22 protein-coding genes are annotated in these 26,518 nt (G+C 40.6%); 10 read left to right on the top strand and 12 right to left on the bottom strand.

What is annotated here, in order from left to right; all coding sequences use genetic code 11:
* Positions 1–149 precede the first annotated feature (149 nt).
* A complete protein-coding gene (uvrA, locus tag ESY88_RS08510) occupies positions 150–3,011 on the bottom strand; it encodes an excinuclease ABC subunit UvrA (protein ID WP_147086486.1) in 2,862 nt (953 codons plus the stop codon).
* Between the two features lie 186 nt (positions 3,012–3,197).
* Here uvrA and ESY88_RS08505 point away from each other — a divergent pair, with 186 nt between their 5' ends.
* Entirely contained in the window at positions 3,198–3,725 is a 528-nt protein-coding gene (locus tag ESY88_RS08505; protein ID WP_147086487.1) for a hypothetical protein, read from the top strand.
* Positions 3,726–3,790: 65 nt separating this feature from the next.
* On the opposite strand, the gene ESY88_RS08500 is transcribed toward ESY88_RS08505, so the two are convergent.
* Positions 3,791–4,519, bottom strand: a complete 729-nt coding sequence (locus tag ESY88_RS08500) for a hypothetical protein (RefSeq protein WP_147086488.1) — start codon at positions 4,517–4,519, stop codon at positions 3,791–3,793.
* Between the two features lie 114 nt (positions 4,520–4,633).
* Positions 4,634–5,539 carry an ATP-grasp domain-containing protein gene (locus ESY88_RS08495; protein WP_147086489.1) on the bottom strand — a complete coding sequence of 302 codons (906 nt, stop codon included), beginning with the start codon at positions 5,537–5,539 and terminating at the stop codon, positions 4,634–4,636.
* Positions 5,540–5,864: 325 nt separating this feature from the next.
* Between ESY88_RS08495 and ESY88_RS08490 the strand changes: the two genes are divergently transcribed.
* The 8 genes from ESY88_RS08490 (at position 5,865) to ESY88_RS08460 (ending at position 13,497) form a co-directional block, all read left to right on the top strand.
* Positions 5,865–6,632: an alpha/beta hydrolase gene (locus tag ESY88_RS08490; RefSeq protein ID WP_147086490.1), complete on the top strand. Its 768-nt coding sequence runs from the start codon at positions 5,865–5,867 to the stop codon at positions 6,630–6,632.
* Between the two features lie 252 nt (positions 6,633–6,884).
* Positions 6,885–8,294 (top strand): leucyl aminopeptidase family protein, encoded by a 1,410-nt coding sequence (locus ESY88_RS08485; RefSeq protein WP_147086491.1) that lies wholly within the window; start codon positions 6,885–6,887, stop codon positions 8,292–8,294.
* Positions 8,295–8,411: 117 nt separating this feature from the next.
* On the top strand, positions 8,412–8,588 hold the full coding sequence (locus ESY88_RS20950) for a hypothetical protein (protein WP_189702555.1): 177 nt from the start codon (positions 8,412–8,414) through the stop codon (positions 8,586–8,588).
* On the top strand, positions 8,589–9,161 hold the full coding sequence (locus ESY88_RS08480; protein WP_223270771.1) for a hypothetical protein: 573 nt from the start codon (positions 8,589–8,591) through the stop codon (positions 9,159–9,161).
* A gap of 163 nt (positions 9,162–9,324) precedes the next feature.
* Positions 9,325–9,579 carry a hypothetical protein gene (locus ESY88_RS08475; RefSeq protein WP_147086492.1) on the top strand — a complete coding sequence of 85 codons (255 nt, stop codon included), beginning with the start codon at positions 9,325–9,327 and terminating at the stop codon, positions 9,577–9,579.
* Positions 9,580–9,680: 101 nt separating this feature from the next.
* Complete coding sequence (locus ESY88_RS08470) at positions 9,681–10,070, top strand: hypothetical protein (RefSeq protein WP_147086493.1); 390 nt, start codon at positions 9,681–9,683, stop codon at positions 10,068–10,070.
* A gap of 208 nt (positions 10,071–10,278) precedes the next feature.
* The gene (locus ESY88_RS08465) at positions 10,279–11,184 is read left to right on the top strand and encodes a hypothetical protein (protein WP_147086494.1); all 906 of its coding nucleotides are present in this window, start codon (positions 10,279–10,281) and stop codon (positions 11,182–11,184) included.
* A 1,113-nt stretch (positions 11,185–12,297) separates the two neighbouring features.
* Positions 12,298–13,497, top strand: coding sequence for an ATP-grasp domain-containing protein (locus ESY88_RS08460; RefSeq protein ID WP_147086495.1), 1,200 nt, complete (start codon positions 12,298–12,300; stop codon positions 13,495–13,497).
* A gap of 302 nt (positions 13,498–13,799) precedes the next feature.
* Here the strand turns inward: ESY88_RS08460 and ESY88_RS08455 are convergent, their stop codons facing one another.
* The 6 genes from ESY88_RS08455 to ESY88_RS08430 all read right to left on the bottom strand — a co-directional run bounded on the left by ESY88_RS08455 (position 13,800) and on the right by ESY88_RS08430 (position 20,640).
* A complete protein-coding gene (locus ESY88_RS08455) occupies positions 13,800–15,119 on the bottom strand; it encodes an alpha-amylase family glycosyl hydrolase (protein WP_223270770.1) in 1,320 nt (439 codons plus the stop codon).
* Between the two features lie 199 nt (positions 15,120–15,318).
* The gene (locus ESY88_RS08450) at positions 15,319–16,521 is read right to left on the bottom strand and encodes a hypothetical protein (RefSeq protein WP_147086496.1); all 1,203 of its coding nucleotides are present in this window, start codon (positions 16,519–16,521) and stop codon (positions 15,319–15,321) included.
* A 6-nt stretch (positions 16,522–16,527) separates the two neighbouring features.
* Positions 16,528–17,346: a type 1 glutamine amidotransferase gene (locus tag ESY88_RS08445; protein ID WP_147086497.1), complete on the bottom strand. Its 819-nt coding sequence runs from the start codon at positions 17,344–17,346 to the stop codon at positions 16,528–16,530.
* A 59-nt stretch (positions 17,347–17,405) separates the two neighbouring features.
* Positions 17,406–18,503 carry a carboxylate-amine ligase gene (locus ESY88_RS08440; protein ID WP_147086498.1) on the bottom strand — a complete coding sequence of 366 codons (1,098 nt, stop codon included), beginning with the start codon at positions 18,501–18,503 and terminating at the stop codon, positions 17,406–17,408.
* Between the two features lie 59 nt (positions 18,504–18,562).
* The gene (locus tag ESY88_RS08435; protein WP_147086499.1) at positions 18,563–19,903 is read right to left on the bottom strand and encodes a histone H1-like repetitive region-containing protein; all 1,341 of its coding nucleotides are present in this window, start codon (positions 19,901–19,903) and stop codon (positions 18,563–18,565) included.
* 32 nt (positions 19,904–19,935) lie between these two features.
* The gene (locus ESY88_RS08430; protein ID WP_147086500.1) at positions 19,936–20,640 is read right to left on the bottom strand and encodes an esterase family protein; all 705 of its coding nucleotides are present in this window, start codon (positions 20,638–20,640) and stop codon (positions 19,936–19,938) included.
* A gap of 382 nt (positions 20,641–21,022) precedes the next feature.
* Here ESY88_RS08430 and ESY88_RS08425 point away from each other — a divergent pair, with 382 nt between their 5' ends.
* A complete protein-coding gene (locus ESY88_RS08425) occupies positions 21,023–21,676 on the top strand; it encodes a TrmH family RNA methyltransferase (RefSeq protein ID WP_147086501.1) in 654 nt (217 codons plus the stop codon).
* Between the two features lie 124 nt (positions 21,677–21,800).
* On the opposite strand, the gene ESY88_RS08420 is transcribed toward ESY88_RS08425, so the two are convergent.
* The 3 genes from ESY88_RS08420 to ESY88_RS08410 form a co-directional block, all read right to left on the bottom strand.
* Positions 21,801–22,583 carry a carboxypeptidase-like regulatory domain-containing protein gene (locus ESY88_RS08420; protein WP_147086502.1) on the bottom strand — a complete coding sequence of 261 codons (783 nt, stop codon included), beginning with the start codon at positions 22,581–22,583 and terminating at the stop codon, positions 21,801–21,803.
* A 749-nt stretch (positions 22,584–23,332) separates the two neighbouring features.
* Positions 23,333–23,545, bottom strand: a complete 213-nt coding sequence (locus tag ESY88_RS08415) for a hypothetical protein (protein ID WP_147086503.1) — start codon at positions 23,543–23,545, stop codon at positions 23,333–23,335.
* 158 nt (positions 23,546–23,703) lie between these two features.
* Positions 23,704–25,551: a DEAD/DEAH box helicase gene (locus ESY88_RS08410; protein WP_147086504.1), complete on the bottom strand. Its 1,848-nt coding sequence runs from the start codon at positions 25,549–25,551 to the stop codon at positions 23,704–23,706.
* Positions 25,552–26,518 lie beyond the last annotated feature (967 nt).

The following is a 26,518-nucleotide window of genomic DNA, read 5'->3' as shown; positions in this document are numbered from 1 at the left end:
TTAAGGCCTAATTCTTAGTTCATTAGTATCGAGTTTCAAGACGCATCAATTATCACAATCAAGTCTATTCTCTTTTGTCTTTTTTCTAACCTCTAACTGTCTATATTCTAGTATCTAGCATCTAGCATCTAGCATCTAGCATCTAGCATCTAACGTCTATCCTCTATCTCCAGTTTTCTCGATTTCAATTCCTTCTTTAAATATTGTGCGGTGTAGCTTTTCTTGTCTTTAATGAGTTCTTCCGGCGTGCCTTTAGCAACTACTTTTCCGCCTCCTTGCCCGCCTTCGTAGCCAATATCGATAAGGTAATCACACATTTTGATGACATCGAGGTTGTGCTCGATAATAAGAACGGTATTGCCTTTGTCGGCTAATTTATTCAGCACCAACATCAAGACTCTTATATCCTCAAAGTGCAGTCCTGTGGTTGGTTCGTCAAGAATGTAAAAGGTGTTGCCTGTGTCGCGTTTGCTCAATTCCGTGGCCAACTTTATGCGTTGTGCCTCACCGCCAGATAGCGTGGTGCTTTGTTGCCCTAAAGTAATGTAGCCTAAGCCAACATCAACGATGGTGCTTAGCTTTTGATGGATTTTTGGGATGTGCTCAAAGAATGCCACCGCTTCATTCATGGTCATGTCCAAGACGTCGCTAATGGATTTGCCTTTATAGCGAATTTCCAGGGTTTCCCTGTTAAAGCGCTTCCCTTGACAGGTTTCGCACTCGACGTAAACGTCTGGGAGGAAATTCATCTCAATAACCCGAACTCCAGCACCTTGGCAGGTTTCACAGCGTCCGCCCTTGACGTTGAAACTAAATCGGCCTGGTTTGTAGCCGCGAATCAGCGCTTCTGGAATCTTGGCAAATAAACTTCTAATCTCGTCAAAGGTCTTCGTGTAAGTCGCGGGATTGCTTCGTGGCGTTCTCCCAATTGGCGATTGGTTGATGTCAATGACCTTATCAATATGCTCCAAGCCCTTGATGCTCTTATAGGGCATGGGTATTTTAACACCATTGAAATAGTGCGCATTCATGATGGGGTACAAGGTCTCGTTGATGAGTGTCGATTTTCCGCTACCTGAAACGCCGGTGACGCCAATCATTTTTCCCAAGGGTATTTCTATGGAGACATTTTTAAGGTTATTTCCCGTGCAGCCTTTCAGTACGATTTTTTTTCCGTTGCCTTCCCGTCTTTTCTTTGGCACAGGGATTTTTCGTTTTCCGTTGAGGTAATCGGCAGTGAGCGTGTTGTGTTCCAACAATTCCTTTGGTGTGCCAGTGCTGATGATCTCACCACCATATTTCCCAGCTTTTGGGCCAATATCAATGACATAATCGGCACGTTCAATCATGTCTTTGTCGTGTTCTACCACAATAACCGAATTACCGATATCGCGCAACGCGGTTAAGGAATTGATCAGTTTTTCGTTGTCACGCTGATGCAATCCAATGCTGGGTTCGTCTAAAATATAAAGCACGCCCACCAATTGGGAACCAATTTGTGTGGCCAATCTAATGCGTTGGGCTTCGCCGCCTGAAAGTGATTTTGAGCCTCTATTTAAGGACAGATAATCCAACCCGACATCCAGTAAAAATTGGATTCTGCTTTTGATTTCCTTGATGACCTCTTCCGCGATTTTGAATTGCTTATCGCTCAAATGCTTATGTAAATCCTTAAACCAGGCGGAAAGATCTACAATGTCCTTCTGCGCCAATTCAGCAATATTTAAGCCGTTGACTTTGAAATACAGGGATTCCTTCCGAAGTCTTGCGCCTTCACAATCTGGACATTTCACTTTATCCATATAGTCTTTTGCCCAACGTTTTAGCGAAGTGGTATCGGCATTTTCGTATTGGCTTTCTATAAAATTGGCAACGCCTTCAAAATCTATTTTATATTCCCGCGTGACGCCTAAAGTTTTACTTTCTACGGAAAACTTATCCTTGCCACCAAATAAAATCATCTGTTTGGCTTCCTTCGGGATGTCCTTATACGCATCGCTCAATTTGAAATCGAAGCGTTGCGCAATGGTTTCGAACTGCTTAAAAACCCAACTATTCTTCTGTGGGCCATGAGGCGCGAGTGCCCCGGCTTTGATGGAGATGGAATCGTCTGGCACAATTTTATGCTCGTTCACTTTATAGAGCGTTCCTATTCCGTTGCAATTGGGGCATGCGCCTTTAGGGGAATTGAATGAAAAATTGTTCGGCTCTGGATTTGGATACGAAACACCAGAACTTGGGCACATCAAATTCCGACTAAAATACCGCGCTTCGTTGCTGTCCTGGTCCAAAACCATGAGCACATCGTCACCGTGGTACATGGCTGTGTTGATGCTTTCTGCCAAACGCTTATCGTTATTTTCGGTATCGTCGATTTTAAGTCGGTCGATCACGATTTCAATATCATGTATCTTGTAACGGTCAAGCTTCATGCCTTTGACGATGTCTTTGACCTCCCCATCGGTGCGCACTTTCACAAAACCCTGTTTGGCGATTTGTTCAAACAACTCGCGGTAGTGTCCTTTTCGCGAACGTACCACGGGTGATAGCACGTTGATGCGTTTGCCTTGGTAGCTTTCCTTGATGAGGTCCTTGATTTGCTCATCATTATAACTTACCATCTTTTCGCCAGTATTATAACTATAGGCATCACTGGCACGTGCATAGAGCAGGCGTAGGAAGTCATAGATTTCGGTAATCGTGCCTACTGTGGAGCGTGGTGATTTGCTGGTCGTCTTTTGTTCTATGGCAATTACAGGGGAAAGTCCGTCGATCTTATCAACGTCGGGACGTTCCAATCCGCCAAGAAACTGACGCGCATAAGCCGAAAAAGTTTCGATATAACGTCGCTGGCCTTCCGCATAAATCGTATCAAAAGCCAAGGAGGATTTTCCGCTACCAGATAAGCCTGTAATCACCACCAATTTCTCACGTGGGATACTTACATCAATGTTTTTAAGATTATGCACTCTGGCACCTCTTACCTCAATAGCGTCGTCAAATTTGCTCATAAAATGTCTTGAAAATTGCGTGTTTTCTTGGCAAAACGGCTGTTTTGTTTTGCGAGGTTGCAAAGATACTGATTTAGATGTTAAAGTCTTGTGAAGTTTAATCTTGGATTTCTTATACTTGTGTGACGAATAAGATGAAATACTAACCCATTTCTCAAATTATTGGGAACCTCAATTACGGCTAACATGCAACTATTAGGAATAGGCTCAAGAATAAACCACAGCGACTTTGGAAAAGGCGTGGTGACGAACATTACCTCCAAACATTATTGGGTCACTTTTATGGAAAACGGACTCGAAACCATTGATATCGACAGTGACTTTGAGGTCATTGAAGCTTGTGAGGATGAGGTGGATTCAGTAAGTTTTGCTGAAGTGGAAAGCAGTCTGGTTCAAATTTTAAAGCGTTGGAGCGATGTCTCAGAAGTGGTGCCAATTGCAGATAAATGGAAAGGCGGAAAACTCATCCTGGAGCCGGGCGAAGCAGGTTTACAAGCGAAAGAGCTCCCAATTGACAGTTTTTTCCATAAAATAACCATGGTTCGCGACCGATTGCGCGTGATGGAACAAAAAATCAACGCCAGTAAAAATCTTGACGAACAGGAAAAAATAGATCTACAGCAATACTTGACAAGAAGCTACGGCAGTTTGACCAGTTTTAATGTGTTGTTCAAGTTGAAGAATCAGCAGTTTGTGGGACAGAAAACGAAATAGTTTTCAGTCTCAGTTGAATGGTATTAAGTATTAAGACAACGCAACAACAAACAACATAAAACCCGTTACTCAATATTCCGTGTCGTCTTAATATCATCGATCTCGATACCAAACACAAGAAATTTATGAAAGGTTGGGAGTTGCGCGCCAGTACTGGTTGTGGTCCAGTTGCCCCAAGAGGCTTCGAGTCCGTCGATGGGGAGAATATCCACCCACATTTGAAAGCTTTGCGGTTTTCCGGAAGCGTCTAAATGCCAGAGATAAGAATCGCCAGGAGTGCTGCCTCCGTTGGTGTAGGTTACAAGCAGCGCATCATTTTTACCTTCAGATTTAACCAAGCGACGCTCGGTGCCAGCATCAAAGACTTTGTAGGGTGCGACCAGCCAAAAGCTATCATTGTTAAATAAGTTGACTGCTTTTTCGATGAGTTCTTGTCTAGCTTCGCCTTCAGTTTGGCTTTCACCCTCAAACGCTTTACTGTTGTTGTGATTATCAAGATCGAGATTGACTTTGAAGTTTTTCCAATACACCTCGCACGTGTTTTCAGCCTTGTTCCATTTGAAGTGCTGCCTTTTTTTGAAAGTAAATTCAATATAATCTGTTGCCATGTAAGCTTCGGCATTCAAACTTCCCAACATTTTTTCAGCCAATGCATCTGCTGCTACACCTTCTTTTCCGATGGGTAAATCTTCGTTGTATTTGAAATACATAAAGGCAAAAAGCAGCAGCGTTGGTAGTGTGAAAAAGAGAATAACGCCTCCAATGATTTTTAGGACTTTTTTTGGTTTGGCCATGAAATGGATTTTTTTGATTTACGATTTTACGATTGACGATGTTTGATTTTTGATTTGCATCTCAAATAGCAATAGGCAACGAAAACAAAAGGCTCCTTTTGTATTTAGGAACGTTTAGGCGCCTATGCGTTGTTTTATTCCCTTTGCTAAGACCATCGCAGCATTAGGATGGTACCTAAACCAAAGCTCGGGCTCGATGAGCTCAAGTTCCGATAGGGCGATTTTGCCTGAATTGTCCTCAAAAACGTCCACTCTGGCGTAAATGGGCAACTCAGGGCAAGCTTTTACACATGCTTCGGCGAAGTCAATTTCAGCTTCCGATGGGGTGTAATTTATCACACTTCCACCAAAATCATCTTGAACCCTAAAATCACCCGCTTTGGCTTTTTTCAAAACCGCATGTGAGAAGCTTCCGTTGAATACCATCATGGAAATTTCGCCTTTCTCAACGATATTATGTTGAAATGGCTGCAATAGCATCGCTTCATTGGCGATGAGCTCCTGAAAAATAGCCTCGTGAGCGGCTAATGTTTCCGAAGTTAATTTATAAGTATGCCTTGCCGCTCCAGAAATACAGGGTTTTAATACGGTTTCGTTCCAGTCGAGAATGTCATGCAATTGGCTCAAGCTTACCTTGGCGCCTTTTTCAATAAAATGACTTTCAGCAATAGGAACGTTGTTTTTCTGAAGCTCCAATAGATAATGTTTGTCAATATTCCATCGGATAATGGCGCCAGAATTCATCAAAAGCGTCTGTTTGGAAATGCTTTCCACCCACTGAGAAAATTCGGCAAAGCGTTCAAAATAATCCCAAGTACTTCTAAACAAGACCGCCTTGGTGCTGCTCCAATCAAAAAACATATCGTCCCAAGCGAGCCGCAGCGTTCTGAGCCCCAATTGTTCCAAAGCGTGATAGACCAAGCGGTCTTCATAATACACATTGCGTGTGTAGGTATCGGTTTTTGAATCGCTGAGGTAGCGATGGTCGGTTAGGATGACGACGTCGTAAATTGGGTTCATGCCTTGGTGATTTCGGTAGTTCTTCTGTTGGTTTTAAGCTGAAAAACACTTTTTTCGTTCCTGCTTAATTCCAAATCAAATTTATGACAAAGGAAGTTCTTATCATCATTTTGGCCTCATTTTAGTCTCTATAGATTCTGGAGTTGCAATTAATAAAAGCCTAAAAAAGATAAAAACTTGAAAACAATGTTTATCATTGAGTTGATGTCTGGTCTAGATTCTTTTATAACCATGCTAATTATCAACACTAAGTTGTTAAAATATATATGCATTTTGTTATTTAATGCCATAAAACACTAATTTCGTTGACCCTAAAATTTTATACATGACAGTGATGGAATTTGATCCTATCATCGAAGTGCTTGAAGAAGCTTACGAAATCCCGCAACTCAACGCGACCCGAAAAATTTCGGCACTCTTGCCCTATGATTATCATTATACCGATAAGCGCTACCCGGTGCTTTATTTACAGGACGGTCAGAATTTATTTAATCCACAAGCGCCTTACGGCGATTGGGCGATTGATAAATCCATGGCAAAGCTGGCTGAGGAAGGCTTGAGTGATATGATCATCATCGCAATAGATCATGGCGAAGAGGAACGTGTCAACGAGTATTTGCCCTATTACCACCCGCGATTTGGTCAAGGTAAAGGCAATTTCTACATTGAGTTCATGGTGGAACGTTTGATCCCCTACGTGAACAAAAATTTTAGAACGCTTCCCAACTTTGAAAACACCGGGATTGGTGGCAGCTCCATGGGCGGTTTGATTAGTTTACATGCCGGACTTTCAAATCCAGGGGTGTTTGGGAAGATGATGATTTTTTCGCCGAGTTTATGGATTTCAAAAACCATTTTCAATAACACCAAATCCTTTACACCGCTGCAGAAGTCGAAGATTTATCTATACGCAGGCGCCAAGGAAAGCCTTGAACATCTGCCAAACGCGCAAAAATTGAGTGGCATCATCAAGGAGAAAATGGTCAAGGGGCATCACATTGATTTTCATTTTTCAATCAACGACTTGGGCAACCATGCCGAAGTGCACTGGCGTGAAGAATTCCCGAAAGCCGTGAAATGGCTTTACTTTTAAATCCCGTTGTTTGTTTGAAATCCTGGAGACAACTCAAGAATTAATATAGTATTTCATCGTAAGTTTTGATGATGGCTCTTAGTTTTGTTAAACTGATTAGACACGGTAATTTGATCTATTTATAAAACTTTGATTGTTTAACAATATTCGTCTTTCCCGAAAGCATTTGGGGTTGACTCTAGAGTCGCAGCGCCTGCCGATAGGCAGGGTCTTGGTTCTCCTTTTAGATACTAAAAATTTTAAAACAAAAAAATGACATACACACAACATAACAAATTAGACGACTCAAAGGATTTTATTGTAACCTGCAAAAAGGCAGATCTCACAAGTATCCAAAAATTTCTACCCATTGAAAAACCAGATTTCGACGGAAGTTTTGCTAACTATCAATTGCTCTACGGAAGCAAAGGCAACCGTATTTATATTTTGGGATTGGGCGAGGAAAAGCAGGCTGCACAATTGGAAAACGCCTTTAGAAAATTGGCTTTCGAAACCCAAAAACATTGGGGTAAACACATTCAGGTGTATGCGGAAGGATTTTCTACGGAAGCCATCAAGAAGGCCGTCATAGGTCTTGAAATGGCACAGTATGCCATTGGCGAATTCAAGAGCGAAAAAGAGCCGCAACGCAAAACCGCCTTGACCTTCGTGTCTTCAGAAGATATCAAAACCAGCTTAGCAGAAGGTAAATTCACTGGTGAAACCATAAACAGCATCAAACATTTGGTCGATGCACCACCAAACATCAAAACGCCAGAATTCTTAGCCGAATGGGCTGAGAAATCGGCCAAAACAGAACATTACAAATGTACCGTTCTGCATGAAAAAGAGTTGAAAGACCAAGGTTTTGACGCGGTGCTTTCCGTAGGAAAAGGGAGCGTGAATAAACCCGTGGTCATCATCAATGAGTACCAGGGCAAACCTGACACGGCGGTTGATATTGCCTTTGTAGGCAAAGGGATTACCTTTGATTCTGGAGGCTTGTCCATAAAACCATCCACCAATCTGCACTATATGAAAAGTGATATGGGTGGCGCAGCAGTGGTGTTGGGTGTGGTGGAATTGGTAGCGAAATTAAAACTGAACATCAATATCGTAGGCATCGTCGCTTCCGCAGAAAATGCGGTGGACGGCAATAGCTACCGACCTGGAGATGTCATTAATTCCTATTCCGGGAAAACCATTGAAATCATTGATACCGATGCCGAAGGACGCTTGGTTCTCGCCGACGGTCTGAGTTATGCCGTAAAAAAGATCAAGCCAAAGTATCTCATCGACCTCGCTACCTTGACTGGAAGTGTGGTACGGACTTTAGGCTATTCCGCCGCAGGCATGTTTACCAAGAATCAGGAGATGGCGCAGCAATTATCCGATTTAGGCACTAAAGTACACGAACGCGTTTGGCAACTGCCACTATACGAAGATTTTGAGAGTGATTTGCATTCCGATATTGCCGACATTCGCAATCTCAGCGGAAAGCCCATAGCGGGCGCCATCAACGCCGCCAAGTTTTTGGAGTTCTTTACCGAGTCTCATGAGAATTGGATGCACTTAGACATTGCCGGTGTTTCTTTTGGAGATTCGCCCTATGCCAAAATGAAATCGGCCTCAGGTTATGGGATTCAATTGATGGTTGAGTTTGTGAAGGCGAAGGCGGAGTGAGATTGAAAGATTTTATTATTTTTACGAAAGGATAAAATGTGGGTAATCGAGAAAAAATTAAAAGACTAAATTATAAATACTAATAAATATTTATTTTTGAGACTAATTCAGTTGATTATGGAGAAAAGACAAACAAAATTGCTTTTAGGCTTAGCAAAAAAACTTAATAGTCAGAAAAGAAGTAAAGAGGTTGCTTTAAATTCTCTTAAATCTGCTGGTTTATTAACTTCATCAGGAAAAGTAACAAAGAATTTTCCTAATTTGAATCGAGTTCTCTCGAATTCCGCTCAATAAATGTATAGCTCTAAATCCAACTTAATTATTGGATTTCACGGCTGTGACGAATCTGTAGCCAATAAACTTCTAAATAATCCTAATAATATAAAAATAAGCGACAAGCCGTATGACTGGCTTGGCCACGGAGTTTATTTTTGGGAAAATAATTATCAACGCGCACTAGAATGGGCAAAGTACAAACAAAAACAAGGCAAGCTTGAGAAGGCATCCGTAATTGGTGCTGTCTTAACTTTAGATTATTGTTTGGATTTAGTGGACAGTGAGTTTATAAATGCGCTTTCAGTTTATTACAAAGCAATGGAAGATGATTTTGAAATGAATAATAAAGATTTGCCAAAAAATTCAGATGTCGCCAAAGATGAGCATAAAGATAAGCTTATTAGAGAATTGGATTGTGCAGTTATAGAATATATGCATCAAAAAATCGATGAGCAATATTCTTCTGATATTGAAACCAATGGATTTAGTGATTTCAAAATTTTGATTCTGCGAGAGGAGTTTTCACGGAGGGTGGTCCAGCTTTTCCGGGAGCTGGTATTCAGAAAAGAAGCCATATTCAAATATGCATAAGGAATATGAAATGTATCAAAGGTATATTTGTTCCAAGAAAAGAACTAATCATTTAGGTGCTTACATAATATAGTGGCTATAGATTTTTGTTTGTGCAGGTCTTTGCTGAAAGTTCCCATGGAATTTGCAACCTTATTACAAGATGAATTAGCGCGTTTGGCAACTGCCACTATACGAGGACTTTGAGAGTGATTTGCATTCCGACATTGCCGACATTCGCAATCTCAGCGGAAAGCCCATAGCGGGCGCCATCAACGCCGCCAAGTTTTTGGAGTTCTTTACCGAGTCTCATGAGAATTGGATGCACTTAGACATTGCCGGTGTTTCTTTTGGAGATTCGCCCTATGCCAAAATGAAATCGGCCTCAGGTTATGGGATTCAATTGATGGTGGAGTTTGTGAAGGCGAAGGCGGAGTGAGATTGAAATTATTTGTTATTTTTGTTCAGATTGACTGAGTTGGGCAACTGTTAACCAAAACTGCACTTTAATAATCCGGATTCTAAAAACTGACCTGAATTATGATAATAGCAATTGCAAAAGGGGTTGTAATAGTGTTCGGTGTTTTTATAATTTTTATGGGGTTTATAATGCTTTTTTATCCAAATCAAGCGAGGAGCACCTTAAGAAAAGCCGGTAGTACAAATTTCATAAATTACACTGAAATAACAATCCGACTTATCCCAGCGATTTCGTTGATATTATACGCTGATTTTTCTAAATTCCCTGGTGCATTTAAAATTTTAGGATGGATCATGGTTATAACTTCACTAATACTGTATGCTGTTCCCAGAAAGACCCATCATGGATTTTCAATGAAAAGTGCAGATATACTCAAACCGATTTGCTTTCAGTTAATTTCACCCTTTGCTTTACTTTTTGGCGGATTAATTCTCTATAATGCATTTTGAGAGAAAGTTATTGGTTGCCATTTGAAAGTAAAAACGGAAGGTCTTTTTGCTTAATGCTCAAGGTTAACTGATTTATGGCCTCTTCTAACCCACTTGAGAATTCTGGAGCATCCAAACTCATAGATTTTATATTCGGTTTTTATTCACTAAATTAGTTGCACAATCAAGTAACTATTTTAATACTACATCTTAGGCAGCATATAAGTGAATGACTAAAACAAAGAATATTATTTCCGCCCTTTTCAATAGCCTTCTGTCTGAGCACACCCGAGAAAAAGTAGAAAATGTAATTCTTTACATTGCGCTCGCTAGTTTCTTTATTCACTTAGCAGCAATCTACTTATTAAAATTTGATATCATAAATCTGCCGTTTGATTCAGAATTGCTAAAAAGTCCTATATCAGCGGTTTACACCCCGTTTTCATTTATTCTTATTTACGAGGTTTATCTCTTAATTTACTATTTACCAAAGTCCTTCACGACTTATATCACGAAGCAGTATGAAATTATCACACTCATTATCATACGTAAGTTGTTTAAGGATTTATCGGCATTGGAGCTTACTGAAAACTGGTTTGAAATCAAAGGAGACTTGCAATTTACCTACGATATAGTTGCTTCGCTTTTACTCTTTTATTTAATATATCTATTTCAAAAACAAGGACAACAAAAAGCAGTGCAAGAAGCAGATAATAAACCTTTTATTGAAACATTTGTTAAAAAGAAAAAGCTGATTGCTGTTATTTTGGTGCCACTGTTTTTCTTCATGGCGCTGTACACGCTTATTGATTGGTATATTGGAATCTCGCTTTCCGCTAATGAATTAGAGCCGTTTGAAAGTATAAACAACCTCTTTTTTGACGAGTTTTTTACCATACTCATTTTGGTGGATGTTGTACTGCTCTTGATTTCTTTCTTTTATACCAACCAGTTTCATAAGATCATTAGAAACTCGGGATTTGTTATTTCAACTATTTTAATCCGAATGTCGTTTAGTGTAAGCGGCTTAATTAGTACCATTTTAATTGTTGTGGCTGTTTTGTTTGGATTGGCAATTATCGCCATCCATAACAAATACGAAAAAAACGCGCTACCCAGCAAAGAGATGACTTAAAAAACCAGCATTTTTAAGCGAATACAGTAACGAGGTTTTCATACTAAACTAACCCGGATTTAGCTTTTGAAGTCGCTTCCTTTAGCGAGGTATTTGCGATAGCTATCAATGCCAGTTTTCATGCTTTTTATTGGTAACTAAGCAGCAAAAAGCAACAGATTCCCTAATTTATAATTTTGACATCAATACTTCTTTTGCAAATGTTTAAGAGGTTTTTCATTGGATTATAAAGTGCTTTAGACGGTATTTCCAAGAATCCCTTTTACGTATTTTTATACTTTTTCGCTTTCCGTTTTGGTTCTTTCTGATGATTATATGAATCTATAAAAATCAAACTTAAGGGGTATGTAATTATTGCTTACATTTATACCAACCAAAATTCAAAAAACAATATCATGGCAAAAAGTCAAGACGCAAAAAAGAATGTCAAAAAGGAAGCTACTAAAACTCCTAAAGAAAAAAAGGCAGAAAAGAGACTAAAGAAATCTAAGTAATCGCTTTCTCAAAAACAGCCACAATAGTCTGTATAATAGACAATGTGTCCCTACAAGTCCCGATGCGTCGGGACTTTCGGGTTTCATCTTCCTGTCTATAGGCGGGTGAAGTAATTTTATTTGCATAAATCCTGCCTAACCTTAAGAAAGACCGCTGTTGTAAAACAAGTTTTCTTCATTCAATATTTCGACAGAAAAAACTCAAGGCTGACTCAATACTACTGGCTAAAATACTAAGAAGCGCAAGCAAATTAGAGTTGTGGGAATTAAAGACCGCTGTGAGTTCGTTTACTCTAAAAGCCGTGATGGTCATCAATCGATTAAGTGCCTAGCTTTTACCTCAATCAATACTGAAATTTAGGACATTTCAAAATTTGAAATTCTGAGTTTATTGCTTGCTTCTAGGAGCAAAAAAAAGCGTCTAATTAGCGCCGTCTTTTTGACATTGCCTGCTCAGATAAAACCCTTTTCAAATAAAAAATAATATCTTTAGCTTGAAGAATTTTGTAAAAACTAAAATTTTAACTTTTTTTATACAACCCACAACCCACAACCCACAACCCACAACCCACAACCCACAACCCACAACCCACAACCCACCAACCACAAATCAGAAACCATGTCAAAACAAGCACTAAATTTCCTCTGCATCACCACCTATTTTAAAGGCGAAGATTTTCTAAAAAGCTGCAAGGCCGATGGCAATAAGGTGTTCTTATTGACCAAAAAGAAGCTCGAGCATAAAGCTTGGCCATGGGAAGCGATTGACGATGTGTTTTATATTGACGACTGGGTCCAAAGTGATATTACCAAGGGCATTGCTTATAAATTGAGAACTTTAAAGTTTGACCGTTTTGTGGCTTTGGACGATTTTGATGTGGAAAAAGTAGCCTTGTTGCGGGAGCATTTTAGAATGCCAGGCATGGGCCGAACCACCGCGCATTATTTTAGGGATAAGTTGGCCATGCGCATGAAAGCCCAAGAGGAAGGGGTTAATGTACCAGAATTCACTTCGTTGTTCTATAATGAAGATATCAATGCTTACGCCGAACGCGTGGAAGCGCCTTGGTTATTGAAACCACGCATGGAAGCCTCTGCCACAGGCATCAAGAAAATCTATTCTAAAGACGAATTGTGGCCCATTATCGATGCACTAGGCGACGAACGCGACAATTATCTCATCGAAAAATTTGCACCTGGAGACGTTTATCATGTTGACGGACTAAATTTGGAAGGTAAAGTGATTTTCTCAAGAGTGAGCAAGTATTTAGACACGCCTTTTGAAGTCGCACATGGTGGCGGCATTTTTAGATCGGCCAGCTGCGAGGTGGGCACAAAGACCGAAAAAGGACTGCAAAAAATGAATGCCCAAGTGATGAAAGCCTTCGGGATGCAGTTTGGCGCGTCGCATACCGAGTTTATAAAATCCAAAGCCACGGGCGAATTGTTCTTTTTAGAAACCTCGTCTCGAGTGGGAGGTGCCAATCTTGCCGAAATGGTGGAGGCTGCGTCGGGTATCAATTTATGGGGCGAATGGGCAAAAATTGAATCGGCAAATCTGCGGAAAACCACCTATAAACTTCCAAAACTGAAGCATAAATATGCAGGTATCGTAGTGTCATTGAGTCGCTATGAACACCCCGACACCTCGAGTTTCAATGATGATGAAATCGTATGGCGCATGCATAAAGAATGGCATATCGGTTTAATCGTAGCCTCCGATTCCAGCGAGCGCGTCTTGGAATTATTGAAACAGTATTCACAAAAAATAGCTTCAGAATTTCATGCAAGTTTACCCGCACCAGATAAGTCTTTGTGAATTTTATACCAATCTGAAAATTTGTATTAATATTTCAATACATAGTGTCTAACTAAAAGTATTTTAAAGTTGAAAAACCCTTTCGAGGCATGGGTTTTAAGAGCTTACCAAATTGACACTTTGTTTTATGAAACTATTTTTATCGAGAGTGATCGGGCGTTTTTACTACAAATTATAAGTACTAGGTAATACCAAGTCTTGGTTCTTGCAGTCCCGATCTATCGGGACGGTCTTGATTCTTTTTCAGACAACAATGATTTTAATAGGTGTTTAGTCATCGAGATTTGAAGCTAATGCCCATTCTAAAAAGGTTTTTTCACATAAATGCGATATTCCCAAGCTTTGAGTTCTAAGCTTGTGTTCTCGGCAAAACGCTTATTTTCAGTTGTACCGAATTCTGAATAATCACCCACAAACAAGGGTTCTTTAAAAGTAATAGTCTGTGTTTTATCAGAAAAATTGAAAACAGCAAAAACCTTGTCGTCTTCATTTTGTCTCACAAAGCTAAACACCGCATGTTCTGTATTGTTAGGAACCTTAATCATGGTTGAACCCCATTTGGCGTGCCATAAGGCAGTATTGGTATGCATGAGCTTGAACAACTCTTTGTACAAATCACCAATCTCGTCCTGCTTCCAAACGATAGGGTCTTTTTCGAAAAATGCTAGTCGTTTGTCGTTTCCTGCTTCTTGACCGTTATAAATCAAGGGCATGCCTTCACCAACCACCGAAAGTGCGATGGCAGCTTCAAGCCCATTACCAAATTGCTCGTACATGGTGCCTTCCCAAGCGTTTTTATCGTGGTTGGACACAAAAGTCATGCGCATGCTGTTTTTGGGGAACGCACTCTCGTTCCACGAATAGTAGATGTAAAGCGCATTCACATCGGCCTTTCCCGTACAAATTCTATGTACGGCTTCGTTCCAGCTCCAAGCATAAGTCATATCGAAAGCTTCGGCGTGCAAATCCCGAGATTCCCATTCGGCCAGCATAAAGACGGGTTTTATGGCCTCCAGTTCTTTTCTGGCATGATTCCAGAATTCCACAGGTACAAAACCTGCGACATCACAGCGATAACCGTCAATATTCGCTTCCTTTACCCAGTATTTAAGCGCTTCGGTCATGTAATTTCGCAGCTCGGGTTTGCTGAAGTCTAAATCAATGATATCGCTCCAATCCCACCAAGGTGTGGGTCTAAAATCGCCTTTGTAATCGCGCTCATACCAATCGGGATGCTCATTGACCAAATCATTGTCCCAAGCCGTATGGTTGGCCACCCAATCCAGAATCACGTACATCCCTTGTTTGTGGGCGGCATTCACAAAATTTTTGAGGTCTTGTAAATCACCAAATTCGGGATTCACGCTGTAATAATCTTTTATAGAATACGGACTCCCCAAAGCCCCCTTCCTGTTTTTCTCGCCAATGCTATGAATGGGCATCAACCAAATAATGTCGGCACCCAATGCTTTAAGTCGAGGCAATTGCTCTTGCGCGGCCATGAACGTGCCTTCCTTGGTAAATTGACGGGTATTGAGTTGATAAATACTGGCATTCTTACTCCATTCAGGATGTTGGAGCTTAACGTATTCTTGAGGCTGGTGTGGGTTTGTTGGTTCCATAGCGTGCGGTTTTTCCATTGGGCGTTCAGAATAGTTTTGGCAGGCGCTAAATAGCGATAACACAAGAATTATAAAGAAGGAATGTTTCATTTGAAAAGCAGAATTATAGTTAGTAAAAATTAGGGTTCTGATGCGTTGCGAATCTTCTGAAGAAAAATTTCAGTGATTCAAAATTCAACAGAAAAATGGCGACCAAAAATTAACCTTCAAAAAAGCCAGTGCTTCCACCAACCCAAGTTTTGTCTTTATTGTATTTAACACCAACCATTTCGCCTTTGCTCAAACGCATGAGATTGCTTACGATTTCGGTTTGGTTTGTTTTTGAGTTGTGCATCAACATCATCCTAATTTCACATTTAGCGGGCTCATCCATGGTTTCAATAACTGGTGCATAAGCCACTTTCTCTTGTAAAAGAAAGTTGGATTTATTGGTGATGGCATCAATCATGTCTCGAGTCACATGAATCTGTACGCCGGCGCCTGCAAAGGAATACAAGGGCTTCAGCACATAATTTTCAAGATCTGAAGGGATGTTTTCCAACTTATCTAAATAATAGGATTTTGGCACATAATCGCCTTTCAACAATGGCATGGTGTATTTACTGATGCGATAAAACCAATTGGGGTGCCCAATCCATTCCACATCCACCTCGTCCTTAAAGCTGAATTCGGTTTTTAGATCCTTCCGTTGGTGCAGTTCGTCAAAAATAATGCGGTTATAAATCTTGCGCACGTTCACTTCATTGCCACTTTCATCTAAATAGTATAAGGTTTTCCCGCGTTTTTTCAAGTTGGTTATACAAAGCACTTTGATCCCTAGTTTTGCTTCCGTGGCATAAAAATCGATGGCAGTCGCTTGTTTTTCGGGTTCAATTTCCAAAAGAATGACCTGTTTTGGATCGGTCTGTCCTACGATTTCATTTCGAAGTAATGCGATGTATTTTTCGGGTGTCATGCCGTTTAAATGTTGGGAATAGCTTTCTGGGATCACTTCCCCAAAATGTTTGCGGTACATGCGACCCAACAATTCCTGAAAAAAGTAGAGTGACGGAAAGCCTTGCAATTCAATCAACTTCGGCGTTAGTTCGCCATGTTCATCCTTGCAAATCCCAAAATCAAGCTGAATGAATTTGGACTGCGCATCTTCATTGGGCACGATGGTGTTTTTATCGAAAAATGCGCCATCGGTGAGTTCCTTGAAATTGGGTTGGTTGATGACTTTCATGATGTCATCACAGGCAGCGACTAATTTATCTTGTAATGTCTTCGGAATGAAAGCTGGTGTTTCGGCAATTTTAAATTGAACCGTATAATCAAATTGCGCATTGATATCTGCTAAAAAGGCTTTGTACTTTTCTTCGGAAAAATGGGCGTTATAAGCTTTTCTATTCTTCGGAATCATCTTAGTCTAAGAAATTAAGGATGCTGAAACTTGTTTGATGGCTTTGCCAATAAATTTTGGTAGAATTGTATTATAGGTCAACGTGATTTTTTCTGGGTCGTCCATTTGGGTCATCATATTCTCATATTTTTCCTCCCCAAAATTGGTAATGACCTTGCGTTTGTTTTCTTCAGCCAAGAAATAGGCCTTCATCCCAATGGGGTCGGCTTCTGGATGAAATTGGGTGCCCACAAACTCCTTAGAAAATCGAACGGCCATTATTGCACGTTCATATTCAACATGAGACCGTAATTTTTCCAGACTTAAGATGGAAGCACCATGTTCTTTAAACACCTTTAATCTTGGTTGGATCAATTGCCAATCGCGAGAATCGACCGCAAAAAACGGATCGCTCAAACCCTCTAAAAGTGTATCTTTTAGGCCTGCTTTGGTTTTATGAATGGGTAAAATTCCAAAAGAAGTGCTTCGTCTTGGTTTGATGCTGCCCAACTCAAAATAATCGCACATCACTTGAAAGGAATAACAAATGAAGAACACGTGTTTTTTCTGATAGTCGCTTTGTTTATTGAAATCCCACAATTCTTGCATCAAGTGCAAATAGGGTTTGCGCCATGCCCCTTTATCCAACGGACTCCCAGGACCACCACTTGAAATATAGATATCGAAAGAACTATCTGGTAGTTCTTGTTTTGATCTTACGTCAAATATTTGATAATCGACATCTTCCTCAAAAAGCGTGACAATTTCTTTGATACAACGCAGACCCTGATTGGGTTCGCCGTTGTTCATGTCTAGAATCGCCAGTTTAACGTGTGCTTTTTTCATGTATGTTTTGGGTTTGAAAAATGGCTAATCAAAGATTTCAGCCATTTTGCAAAGATAACTTATTCTGTGCCTAAAATAGTTTGTTCTGTGATATAATCTACGACTTTAACGAGGTCGTTTGTTTTCTCAAACACAGCTAATTGGCGATCGGCTCCTGTGCCATTTTTCATGATGTTGCGAATGTTTTCAATGTCTTTTCGAGAGCCCAATTCGTCAACCACATCGTCCACAAATTCCAAAAGTTCTTCCATGAGATCTCGAGTATCGACTTCACATTCTTTTCCGAAGTCAATCATTTTGCCATCGAGACCATAACGTCCAGCACGCCATTTGTTTTCATTGATGAGCGCTCTGTGGTACAACATGAAATTAAGGTTTTGAGTTCTCAATTTATATAATTTGACCACCAGAGCCTGGATTAACGCGGCAATGCTCAAGGTTTCATCAATGGTCATTGGCACATCACAAATGCGAACTTCCAAGGTTGGGAAGAACGGATGGATGCGAATGTCCCACCATATTTTCTTGGGATTATCGATACATTTCGTTTTAATCAATATGTCTATATAATGCTCATATTGGGCCACCGTGTCAAAAACGCCTGGAATCCCTGTTCTTGGAAACTTGTCAAAAACCTTGGATCTAAAGGATTTGAAACCGGTATTTCTACCTTCCCAAAAAGGGGAGTTGGTGGACAAGGCATAGAGATGCGGTAAAAAATAACGCATGGCATTTACGAGATGCAAGGCCAATTGTTTGTCTTCAATGCCAACGTGTACGTGCAAACCAAAAATGAGGTTGGAACGCGCGGTATCTTGCAGCTCGTTCACGATTTCATCATAGCGCGGATTGGGCGTGATGAGCTGCGTCTCCCACTTTGAAAAGGGGTGTGTCCCGGCAGCACCAATCTTGAAACCAAGGTCCTTGGCAATGCCAGCGATGGATTTTCGAAGGTGTGTGATTTCAGTACGAGCCTCGTTGATGTCTAAACAAATATTGGTGCCTACTTCTACAACTGCTTGGTGCATTTCGGCCTTGACCTGCTCATTGAGCAGTCGAGCCGCATTGCTAACGATTTGTTGGTCATGCGAAATCAGTTCTCTGGTTTCTGGGCAAATGACTTGATACTCTTCTTCTATACCTAATGTGAACTTCATAGACTATGATGGTTTATGAGGTTTTGATATGAAACTACATTACAAAACCTTAAGACAAATTATTTTTTCTTGGTTTTGGCAGCAGCGCTCTTGGCAGGTGCTTTTTTAATTGCTGGTTTTTTTGCTTCGGAAGCTTTTAAGACTGGCTTCTTGGCAGCTACTTTTTTTAGGGCAGTTTTCTTGTCATCGCCTTTTGCGGTTGCTTTTTTAGCACTTGGTTTTTTATCAGTGGTCTTTTTTGCGACCGGTTTTTTAGTTTCCGCTTTTTTTGCTTCGGAAGCTTTTAGGACTGGCTTTTTGGCAGCTACCTTTTTTAGGGCAGTTTTCTTGTCATCGCCTTTTGCAGTTGCTTTTTTAGCACTTGGTTTTTTATCAGTGGTCTTTTTTGCCACCGGTTTTTTAGTTTCCGCTTTTTTTGGTTTTGCTTCTTTTGCTGCTGCCTTTTTGCTGCCTACTTGATCGGTAACGAAACTTCCCCAAGTGAGATTCATCTGGCCTTTTTTGTATTGCTTGGCTTTTTCAATGGCCATGGTGGCGGCGTTCTCAACAATCCAATCAAAATTATCTTGTCCTACAGAATGGATGTCGGCATCTGGTGCTGGGTTGCAGAAATCAATCGCATAAGGTATGCCATCTCTTACTGCAAATTCCACAGTATTGAAATCGTAACCCAAGGCTTGGTTCAACTTGATGCAGTAATCGTGAACGGTGTCCAATATTTTTTGATCCACTTTGGGGCCGTCAATGACATAGCGCAAGTGGTGTTCATTTCTCGGCTCGTATTGCATGATGTGCACCTTATTGGTGCCCAGAACATAACATCTAAAGTATTCTTTAAAATCGATTTCTTCTTGAAGCATCATTACCAAATTTTCGGTTTCGCCATGTTTTTTCCAAAGGTCGTCTGGGTTTTCAACACGGTAAACGCTTTTCCAACCACCACCATCATGGGGCTTCATGTAGGCAGGAAAGCCGATGGTATCGAACATCTTTTCCCAATTAAAAGGGAATTTCATGTTTCTAAAGGAATTCTCATTGGTATCTGGTGGACGATGGGAGGACGGTAAAATAAATGTTTTTGGTACCGGGACACCAATTTTTTCCGCTAAGGCATTATTAAAGAACTTTTCATCTGCACTCCACCAAAATGGGTTGTTGATTACCGCAGTTCCTGTAATTGCAGCGTTTTTCAGGTAAGCCCTGTAAAAAGGAACGTCTTGTGAAATACGATCAATGATGACCGCATACTCGTCACTTTTAGCTTGCTCAACGGTTTCAATGGAAACCGCTTCGGCCATCATGTCTTTAATGTTTTCGTCTTTTATTCTTTGATTGACACGGTCGATGAACGCCTGCGGAAATGTGTTTTCTTGACCAAATAATATGCCTATTTTTCTCATGGTAAGTTTTATTTTATAGTTAATCTCTTTTTTTATATTGTAGATAGGTAATGCGGAAACATCTGCCTCCATATTGGCCAATCGTGTTCTGCCCATTTGCGCTCGTCAAACCAAAACGGGATGTTCTTGTCGCTCAAAATCTTTGCTAGGCGCTGGTTTGCTTCCAAACAAATATCCCATTCGCCAACACCCAAAATGATGTTCATATTCCAAAGGTCGGGATGATTGCTGCCAGGTAAAAAATCTACGGGGTTGTTGAAAAACACATTGTCATCATAATAGCCATCCATAAAGGACTTGATGTCAAATGAGCCACTTAAGCTGAACATGTGGCTTACTTTTTCAGGATGTTTGAATGCGAAATTTGCAGCGTGATACCCGCCAAAGCTTACGCCAGCAACGGCGACTTTATCCAAGCCTTTTTCAATGCAAATGGACGATACCACTTCGTCTAAAATGAATTTATCGTACCACATGTGATTTTTAACCCGATCGGCAGGATGCATGTTTTTATCGTACCAACTCAATTCGTTGATGCTGTCTGGGCAATAGATTTGAATGATACCAGCCTCCAAAAACCAGCGTGCCGAATCGATAAGCTTGAAGTCTCTGCATTCATAAAATCGGCCACTGGTGGTTGGGAAAAGAATCACTGGATAACCAGCATGTCCAAAAATGAGCATTTCTATATCCTTGCTTAAAGTGGGGGAGTACCATTTGTGATAATCTTCTTTCAATAGTTTAGTTTTAAATTGGTTATGCTGAAATGTTGCACACGATATTAATGCATTATGTTGAACTTATTGTATTTGGTTTGGTGTAGGAAGTAGCAAACGTAAATAATGGGGGCGAATCACGATCTAATACTACAATATCGTATAATTAACTTAAATACCACAGTCTTGATAGGGGAATCTCCAATTTTTATAGAATCCCCAAAGATTAAGAGTATAATTTAATGATTATTCAATTTTGAAAACGCTAGAGATTTCGTTTTGATTTATTCATAAATATCAATTGTTAAATGCAGGATTTTTTTGGATTTTATAAGCACATTATGATTTACATTTCAGAGATTTTTCTTAAAGACCAGCCGAACATTTCCTACTTTTGAACACTATGATTGATATAGCACTTCTTGAGCACCTAGAGGGTTTTTTGACGACCTCACGTATTGAAAGGTTTAAGCGGATCATCGCCCAGCGTACAAGACATTTTTGTGTTGCGACTGAAGATGTATTCCAATTGCACAACACCAGTGCTGTGATGCGAAGTTGTGATGTGTTTGGTGTTCAGGATGTTCATATAGTTGAAGAGCAAAATGCCAAGCAAATTGATAGTGAAATTGCAATGGGCTCCCAGAAATGGGTTGATGTGTACCGCTATCAATCTGTGAAGGATAGTCTTAACCATCTAAAAGGGGAAGGTTATCAAATTGTGGCTACCACACCGCACGAAAATGATAGTAACTTGCAAGATTTCGACGTAAGCAAAAAATCCTGTTTTTTCTTCGGAAGGGAAACCGAAGGACTGTCTAAGGAAGTTATTGCTGAAGCAGATGCGTTTTTGAAAATACCAATGTATGGCTTTACAGAAAGTTTGAATATCTCGGTCTCAGCAGCCGTAATACTGCAACATTTGACTGCGCGCTTGAGAGAAAGTGACGTCAAATGGCAATTAACCGAAGCACAGCAATTGGAAAAACGCCTAGATTGGTGCAGAAAAACCATTAAAAGTAATGAGGCAATTGAGGCACGGTTCTATAAAGCTTAGGATGGATAATCAAATAGGATAAGACAGAAGTTTTAGTGCCTGAAAGTTGTAAAGCCCGGATCATGAATTTGGAGCAAAGGTCTATAAACCTGTATATTTTGCTTGAAGCAACTTAGACCTGGCTTTAAAACCGTCCAGATTTATTCCTGTTTAGGATCTTATATTCCTCATAACATTCGCTTATGGCATCGAGGATTTGAAGGTCATTGGCACTTCTTATAAAATCTTTGGAGTAGTTGCACTGGTTTACGATTTCATCCAAATCAAAACGATCCACTTGAAGCAGCACCAAAAGCATTTCCCGATCAAAACGAGACGCGAGTAGATTTCTAATCTCGTCATCTTCCTTCATTTTCCGAAGCTTTCTAAGCTCGTTTGGTTTTTTTCCGAAGACATTGTGTAAAAAATCGGCAGGATTGAAAATAGCGCCAATGACCTTACTTACGGCATTTGGCCTGCGATCACCAGCTTCGTATCCGGAATTTGGAAGACCAGATATACTATAACGGTAATTGGATTTGATGGGCACTTGTTTGACGTCCACTTCCAAGTAGCCAGTCAACTTGAGTTGGTTAACAACGACTTCTTCAAGCGCTAAAGCAAGCTCTGTCATCCCGATCTTGGTTTCGCCAAACTTAAGCCAGTCATTAGTGACACGTACTTTGATCGATTTATAGCCAATATAAGATAAATGCAGGGTATCGTTCAATTGTGCTTTGATTTCAAATTCGCCTTGATCGTTCGTCGCGGTGCCTATTACCTGATTAAGATTGACAATGTTAACGCGGTCTATGGGCAAATCGGTGCTCAAGTCAATCACTGTCCCCTTGACCGAAGTGTCTTCTTCTTGGCCAAAGGAAACCATTGACATAAAGAGCGTAAAAAATAAGGCGATTGGCTGTTTCATGAAATTTATTTGCGCGTTAAAAATACTAAACTAAAGTTGAAGTATGGGACATGCCTTTGAATTTGACTAAAAATTAACTAAATAACGCAGTCTACAGTCTGCAGTCTTCAGTTGGCAGACCTCAGTCCTTATGGAAACTGAACTCGAATTTCAAATTTTTAAATGATGACCACTTCATCATTCGGCACTCAAAATTCTTTATTCGTTATTCCGTCTCCCGTCTCCCGTCTCCCGTCTTCCTCCCGTCTTCCGTCAAGTTGAAACTTCAATCCAACGCCACTTCATCATTCGGCGTTCAAAATTCTTTATTCGTTATTCCGTCTCCCGTCTTCCCCCGTCTTCCGTAAAGTTGAAACTTCAACCAAAAACCACTTCATCATTGGGCGTTCAAAATTCTTTATTCGATATTCGATATTCCGTCTTGCGTCTTCCGTCTTCGGTCTTCCGTCACTCGTAAAGTTGAAACTTCAATCTAATTCCACTTCATCATTCGGCATTCAAAATTCTTTATTCCGTCTTCCGTCTTCCTCCCGTCTTCCGTCTCCCGTCTTCCGTAAAGTTGAAACTTCAACCAAAAACCACTTCATCATTGGGCGTTCAAAATTCTTTATTCGTTATCCCGTCTCCCGTCTCCCGTCTCCCGTCTCCCGTCTCCCGTCTCCCGTCTCCCGTCTTCCTCCCAGCTTCCGTCAAGTTGAAACTTCAATCCAACGCCACTTCATCATTCGGCATTCAAAATTCTTTATTCGTTATTCCGTCTTCCGTCTTACGTCTCCCGTCTTCCGTCTCCCGTCTTCCCCCGTCTTCCGTAAAGTTGAAACTTCAACCAAAAACCACTTCATCATTGGGCGTTCAAAATTCTCTATTCGATATTCGATATTCCGTCTTGCGTCTTGCGTCTTCCGTCTTCCGTCTTCCGTCTTCCGTCTCCCGTCTCCCGTCTTCCTCCCGTCTTCCGTCAAGTTGAAACTTCAATCCAACGCCACTTCATCATTCGGCATTCAAAATTCTTTATTCGATATTCAAAAAAATGTTCCAACTGCAAAAGCAAGTTGGAACATTTTATATTTAAGTTCAAAGTTCAACAATCGTCAATCGAAAATCGTCAATCAAAAATCCTCTAGTCTCTGCGTCTAGAACGTCTTGGTCTGTCTGATGCCGAGCTGGTTTCAGTGCGTCTAGAACCTGCGCCGCTTCCGCTTGCGCTTCGTCTGTCTTTTCGGTTACCTGAGCCAAAGCCAGAACCAGAATCGCTGCGTCTTCCGCCAGAACGTCTCTCGCCTCTTGGGCTATCATCACGTCTGCGTTTTCCGCCGCCACCGCCGCTATTGCGACGACCGCCGCCAGAACGACCGCCTTTATCTTCGCTGACTTCAACGTTGACAAAGCGTCCTTCATATTTGAAATCGGTAAAGAAGGCCAATATTTTTTCTTCGTTTGCTTTTTCAGTATTAAAGAAAGAGAAACTGTCTTTCACGTCCACTTTAAACACGTCATCGCGACCTAATTGCAATTGCTCCTTTAAGAAATCTTTCAACTGCATCCAATCAAAACCATCTTTTTTACCCACATTTATGAAGAAACGGGATTCATTACCGCTGCCTCCATAGTCACGACCACCTTCCGAATCTCTAGAAGACGTGGCGATGCTGTTAAGATCCTTGGTTTTTTGATAGTAGTTGAAAAATCTGGAAAATTCCACCGAAAAGAATTTCTTGATCAGCTCATCCTTATCTGTATCCACAAACAAAGCGTTGATGCTATCCAGATATTTGTCAATTTCATTATTGACTTTCGTAGTATGGATTTTATTGGCGAGAGACATCAATTGAACCTCACAAATATCAATACCACTTGGGATTTCCTTTTTCTCAAATTGTTTCTTGATGATACGCTCGATACTCTTGATCTTACGCACCTCACTTTTAGAGACAATAACCATAGAAATACCTGTTTTACCGGCACGTCCTGTACGTCCAGAACGGTGTGTGTAAATTTCGGGTTCGTCTGGCAATTGGTAATTTATGACGTGGGTAATATCATCAACATCAATACCTCGAGCCGCCACATCGGTAGCCACGAGCATTTGTATTTGCTTGTTTCTAAAGGATTTCATAACCAAATCACGTTGGTTCTGGCTCAAATCGCCGTGTAAGGCGCCAGCACTGTAGCCATCTTCGATAAGATTTTCTGCCACTTTTTGGGTATCGCGTTTGGTACGACAAAAAATAACTGAAAAAATATCAGGATTCGCGTCACACAAACGTTTTAAAGCTTGATAACGGTCACGGGCAGTTACCAAATAGTATTCGTGAGACACTTGGTTGGTACTTTCGTTTTTGTTGCCAACGGTGATTTCTATTGGGTCGCGCATAAAATCTTTAGCGATTCTTGACACTTCCTTAGGCATGGTTGCAGAAAACAACCAAGTATTCTTCTCTTTTGGAGTATGGGAAAGGATGTCTGTGATGTCCTCATAAAAGCCCATATTGAGCATTTCATCGGCCTCATCAAGCACCGCATATTCAATTTTTGAAATGTCAACCATATTACGGTTGATCATATCCTTCATACGACCAGGAGTCGCAACGATAATCTGTGAACCACGTTTAACCTGACGTGCTTGATCGCTAATGCTTGCACCACCATAAATGGCAGTTACATTAAGACCTTTGCAATATTTGCCGTAGAGCTTAATCTCATTGGTGATCTGTAAACACAGTTCACGGGTAGGCGATAGGATTAGACCTTGTGTGGTACGACTGTCTATGTCGATTTTTTGCAGCATGGGGAAACCAAAGGCTGCGGTTTTACCGGTTCCTGTTTGCGCAAGGGCAACGAGGTCGGTATCTTTTTCCAATAAAATTGGGATGGCTTGTGCTTGTACGTCACTAGGGGTTTCAAAACCTAGGTCATTGACAGCATTTAGCAGGTCTTCGCGAAGACCGAGTTCTTTGAATGTGCTCATTCGTTTTTGATTATATGTATTCGATTATGATCTTTGTGTGTTACAAAAGAAGCGAATCGACATACTAAACACTTAAACTTCTAGCGAACACATCCTCACTCTGAGGAATTTATAAATCCGACGCATCGGAATTTTTCAAGGTGCAAAGGTAATCTTTTACTTGTTAACTTTACCAAATATCTGCTTTTATTTATTTGTAGAATGATTTGGGCGCCTGCCTGTGCGGTAGGCAGGATTCAACACGCTCTCGCAAGTCGCTTTTTTTTGCTTTCAAAGTCTTTGGAAAAATCGAAGCAAGGTCAAGCAAAAAAGAGCTCCAACAATTGCTCCATCGTTATCGCGGGGATTGGAGATTTGGATGGTGATTTTAAAATTGTAAAAAAATTATTTTTGCAATAATGATGATGAATTTGTTATTTTTTCGGGCGATTTAACACGCTCTCGCAAGTCGCTTTTTTTGCTTTCAAAGTCTTTGGAAAAATCGAAGCAAGGTCAAGCAAAAAAGAGCTCCAACAATTGCTCCATCGTTATCGCGGGGATTGGAGATTTGGATGGTGATTTTAAAATTGTAAAAAAATTATTTTTGTACTAATGATGATGAATTTGTTATTTTCTCGGGCGATTTAACACGCTCTCGCAAGTCGCTTTTTTTGCTTTCAAAGTCTTTGGGAAAAATCGGAAAAACGTCAAGCAAAAAAGAGCTCCAACAATTGCTCCATCGTTATCGCGGGGATTGGAGATTTGGATGGTGTTTTTAAAATTGCAAAAAAATTATTTTTGTACTAATGATGATGAATTTGTTATTTTTCGGGCGATTTAACACGCTCTCGCAAGTCGCTTTTTTGCTTTCAAAGTCCTTGGGAAAAATCGAAGCAAGGTCAAGCAAAAAAGAGCTCCAACAATTGCTCCATCGTTATCGCGGGGATTTTAGAAATGAACGGCTTTTCAGTAGAAATAAAAATTTTAA

Source organism: Subsaximicrobium wynnwilliamsii (genome assembly GCF_007997225.1).
Taxonomy (GTDB): Bacteria; Bacteroidota; Bacteroidia; order Flavobacteriales; family Flavobacteriaceae; genus Psychroserpens; species Psychroserpens wynnwilliamsii.
The sequence above is the reverse complement of the archived record's forward strand: the minus strand, read 5'-3'. Positions and strand labels throughout refer to the sequence as shown.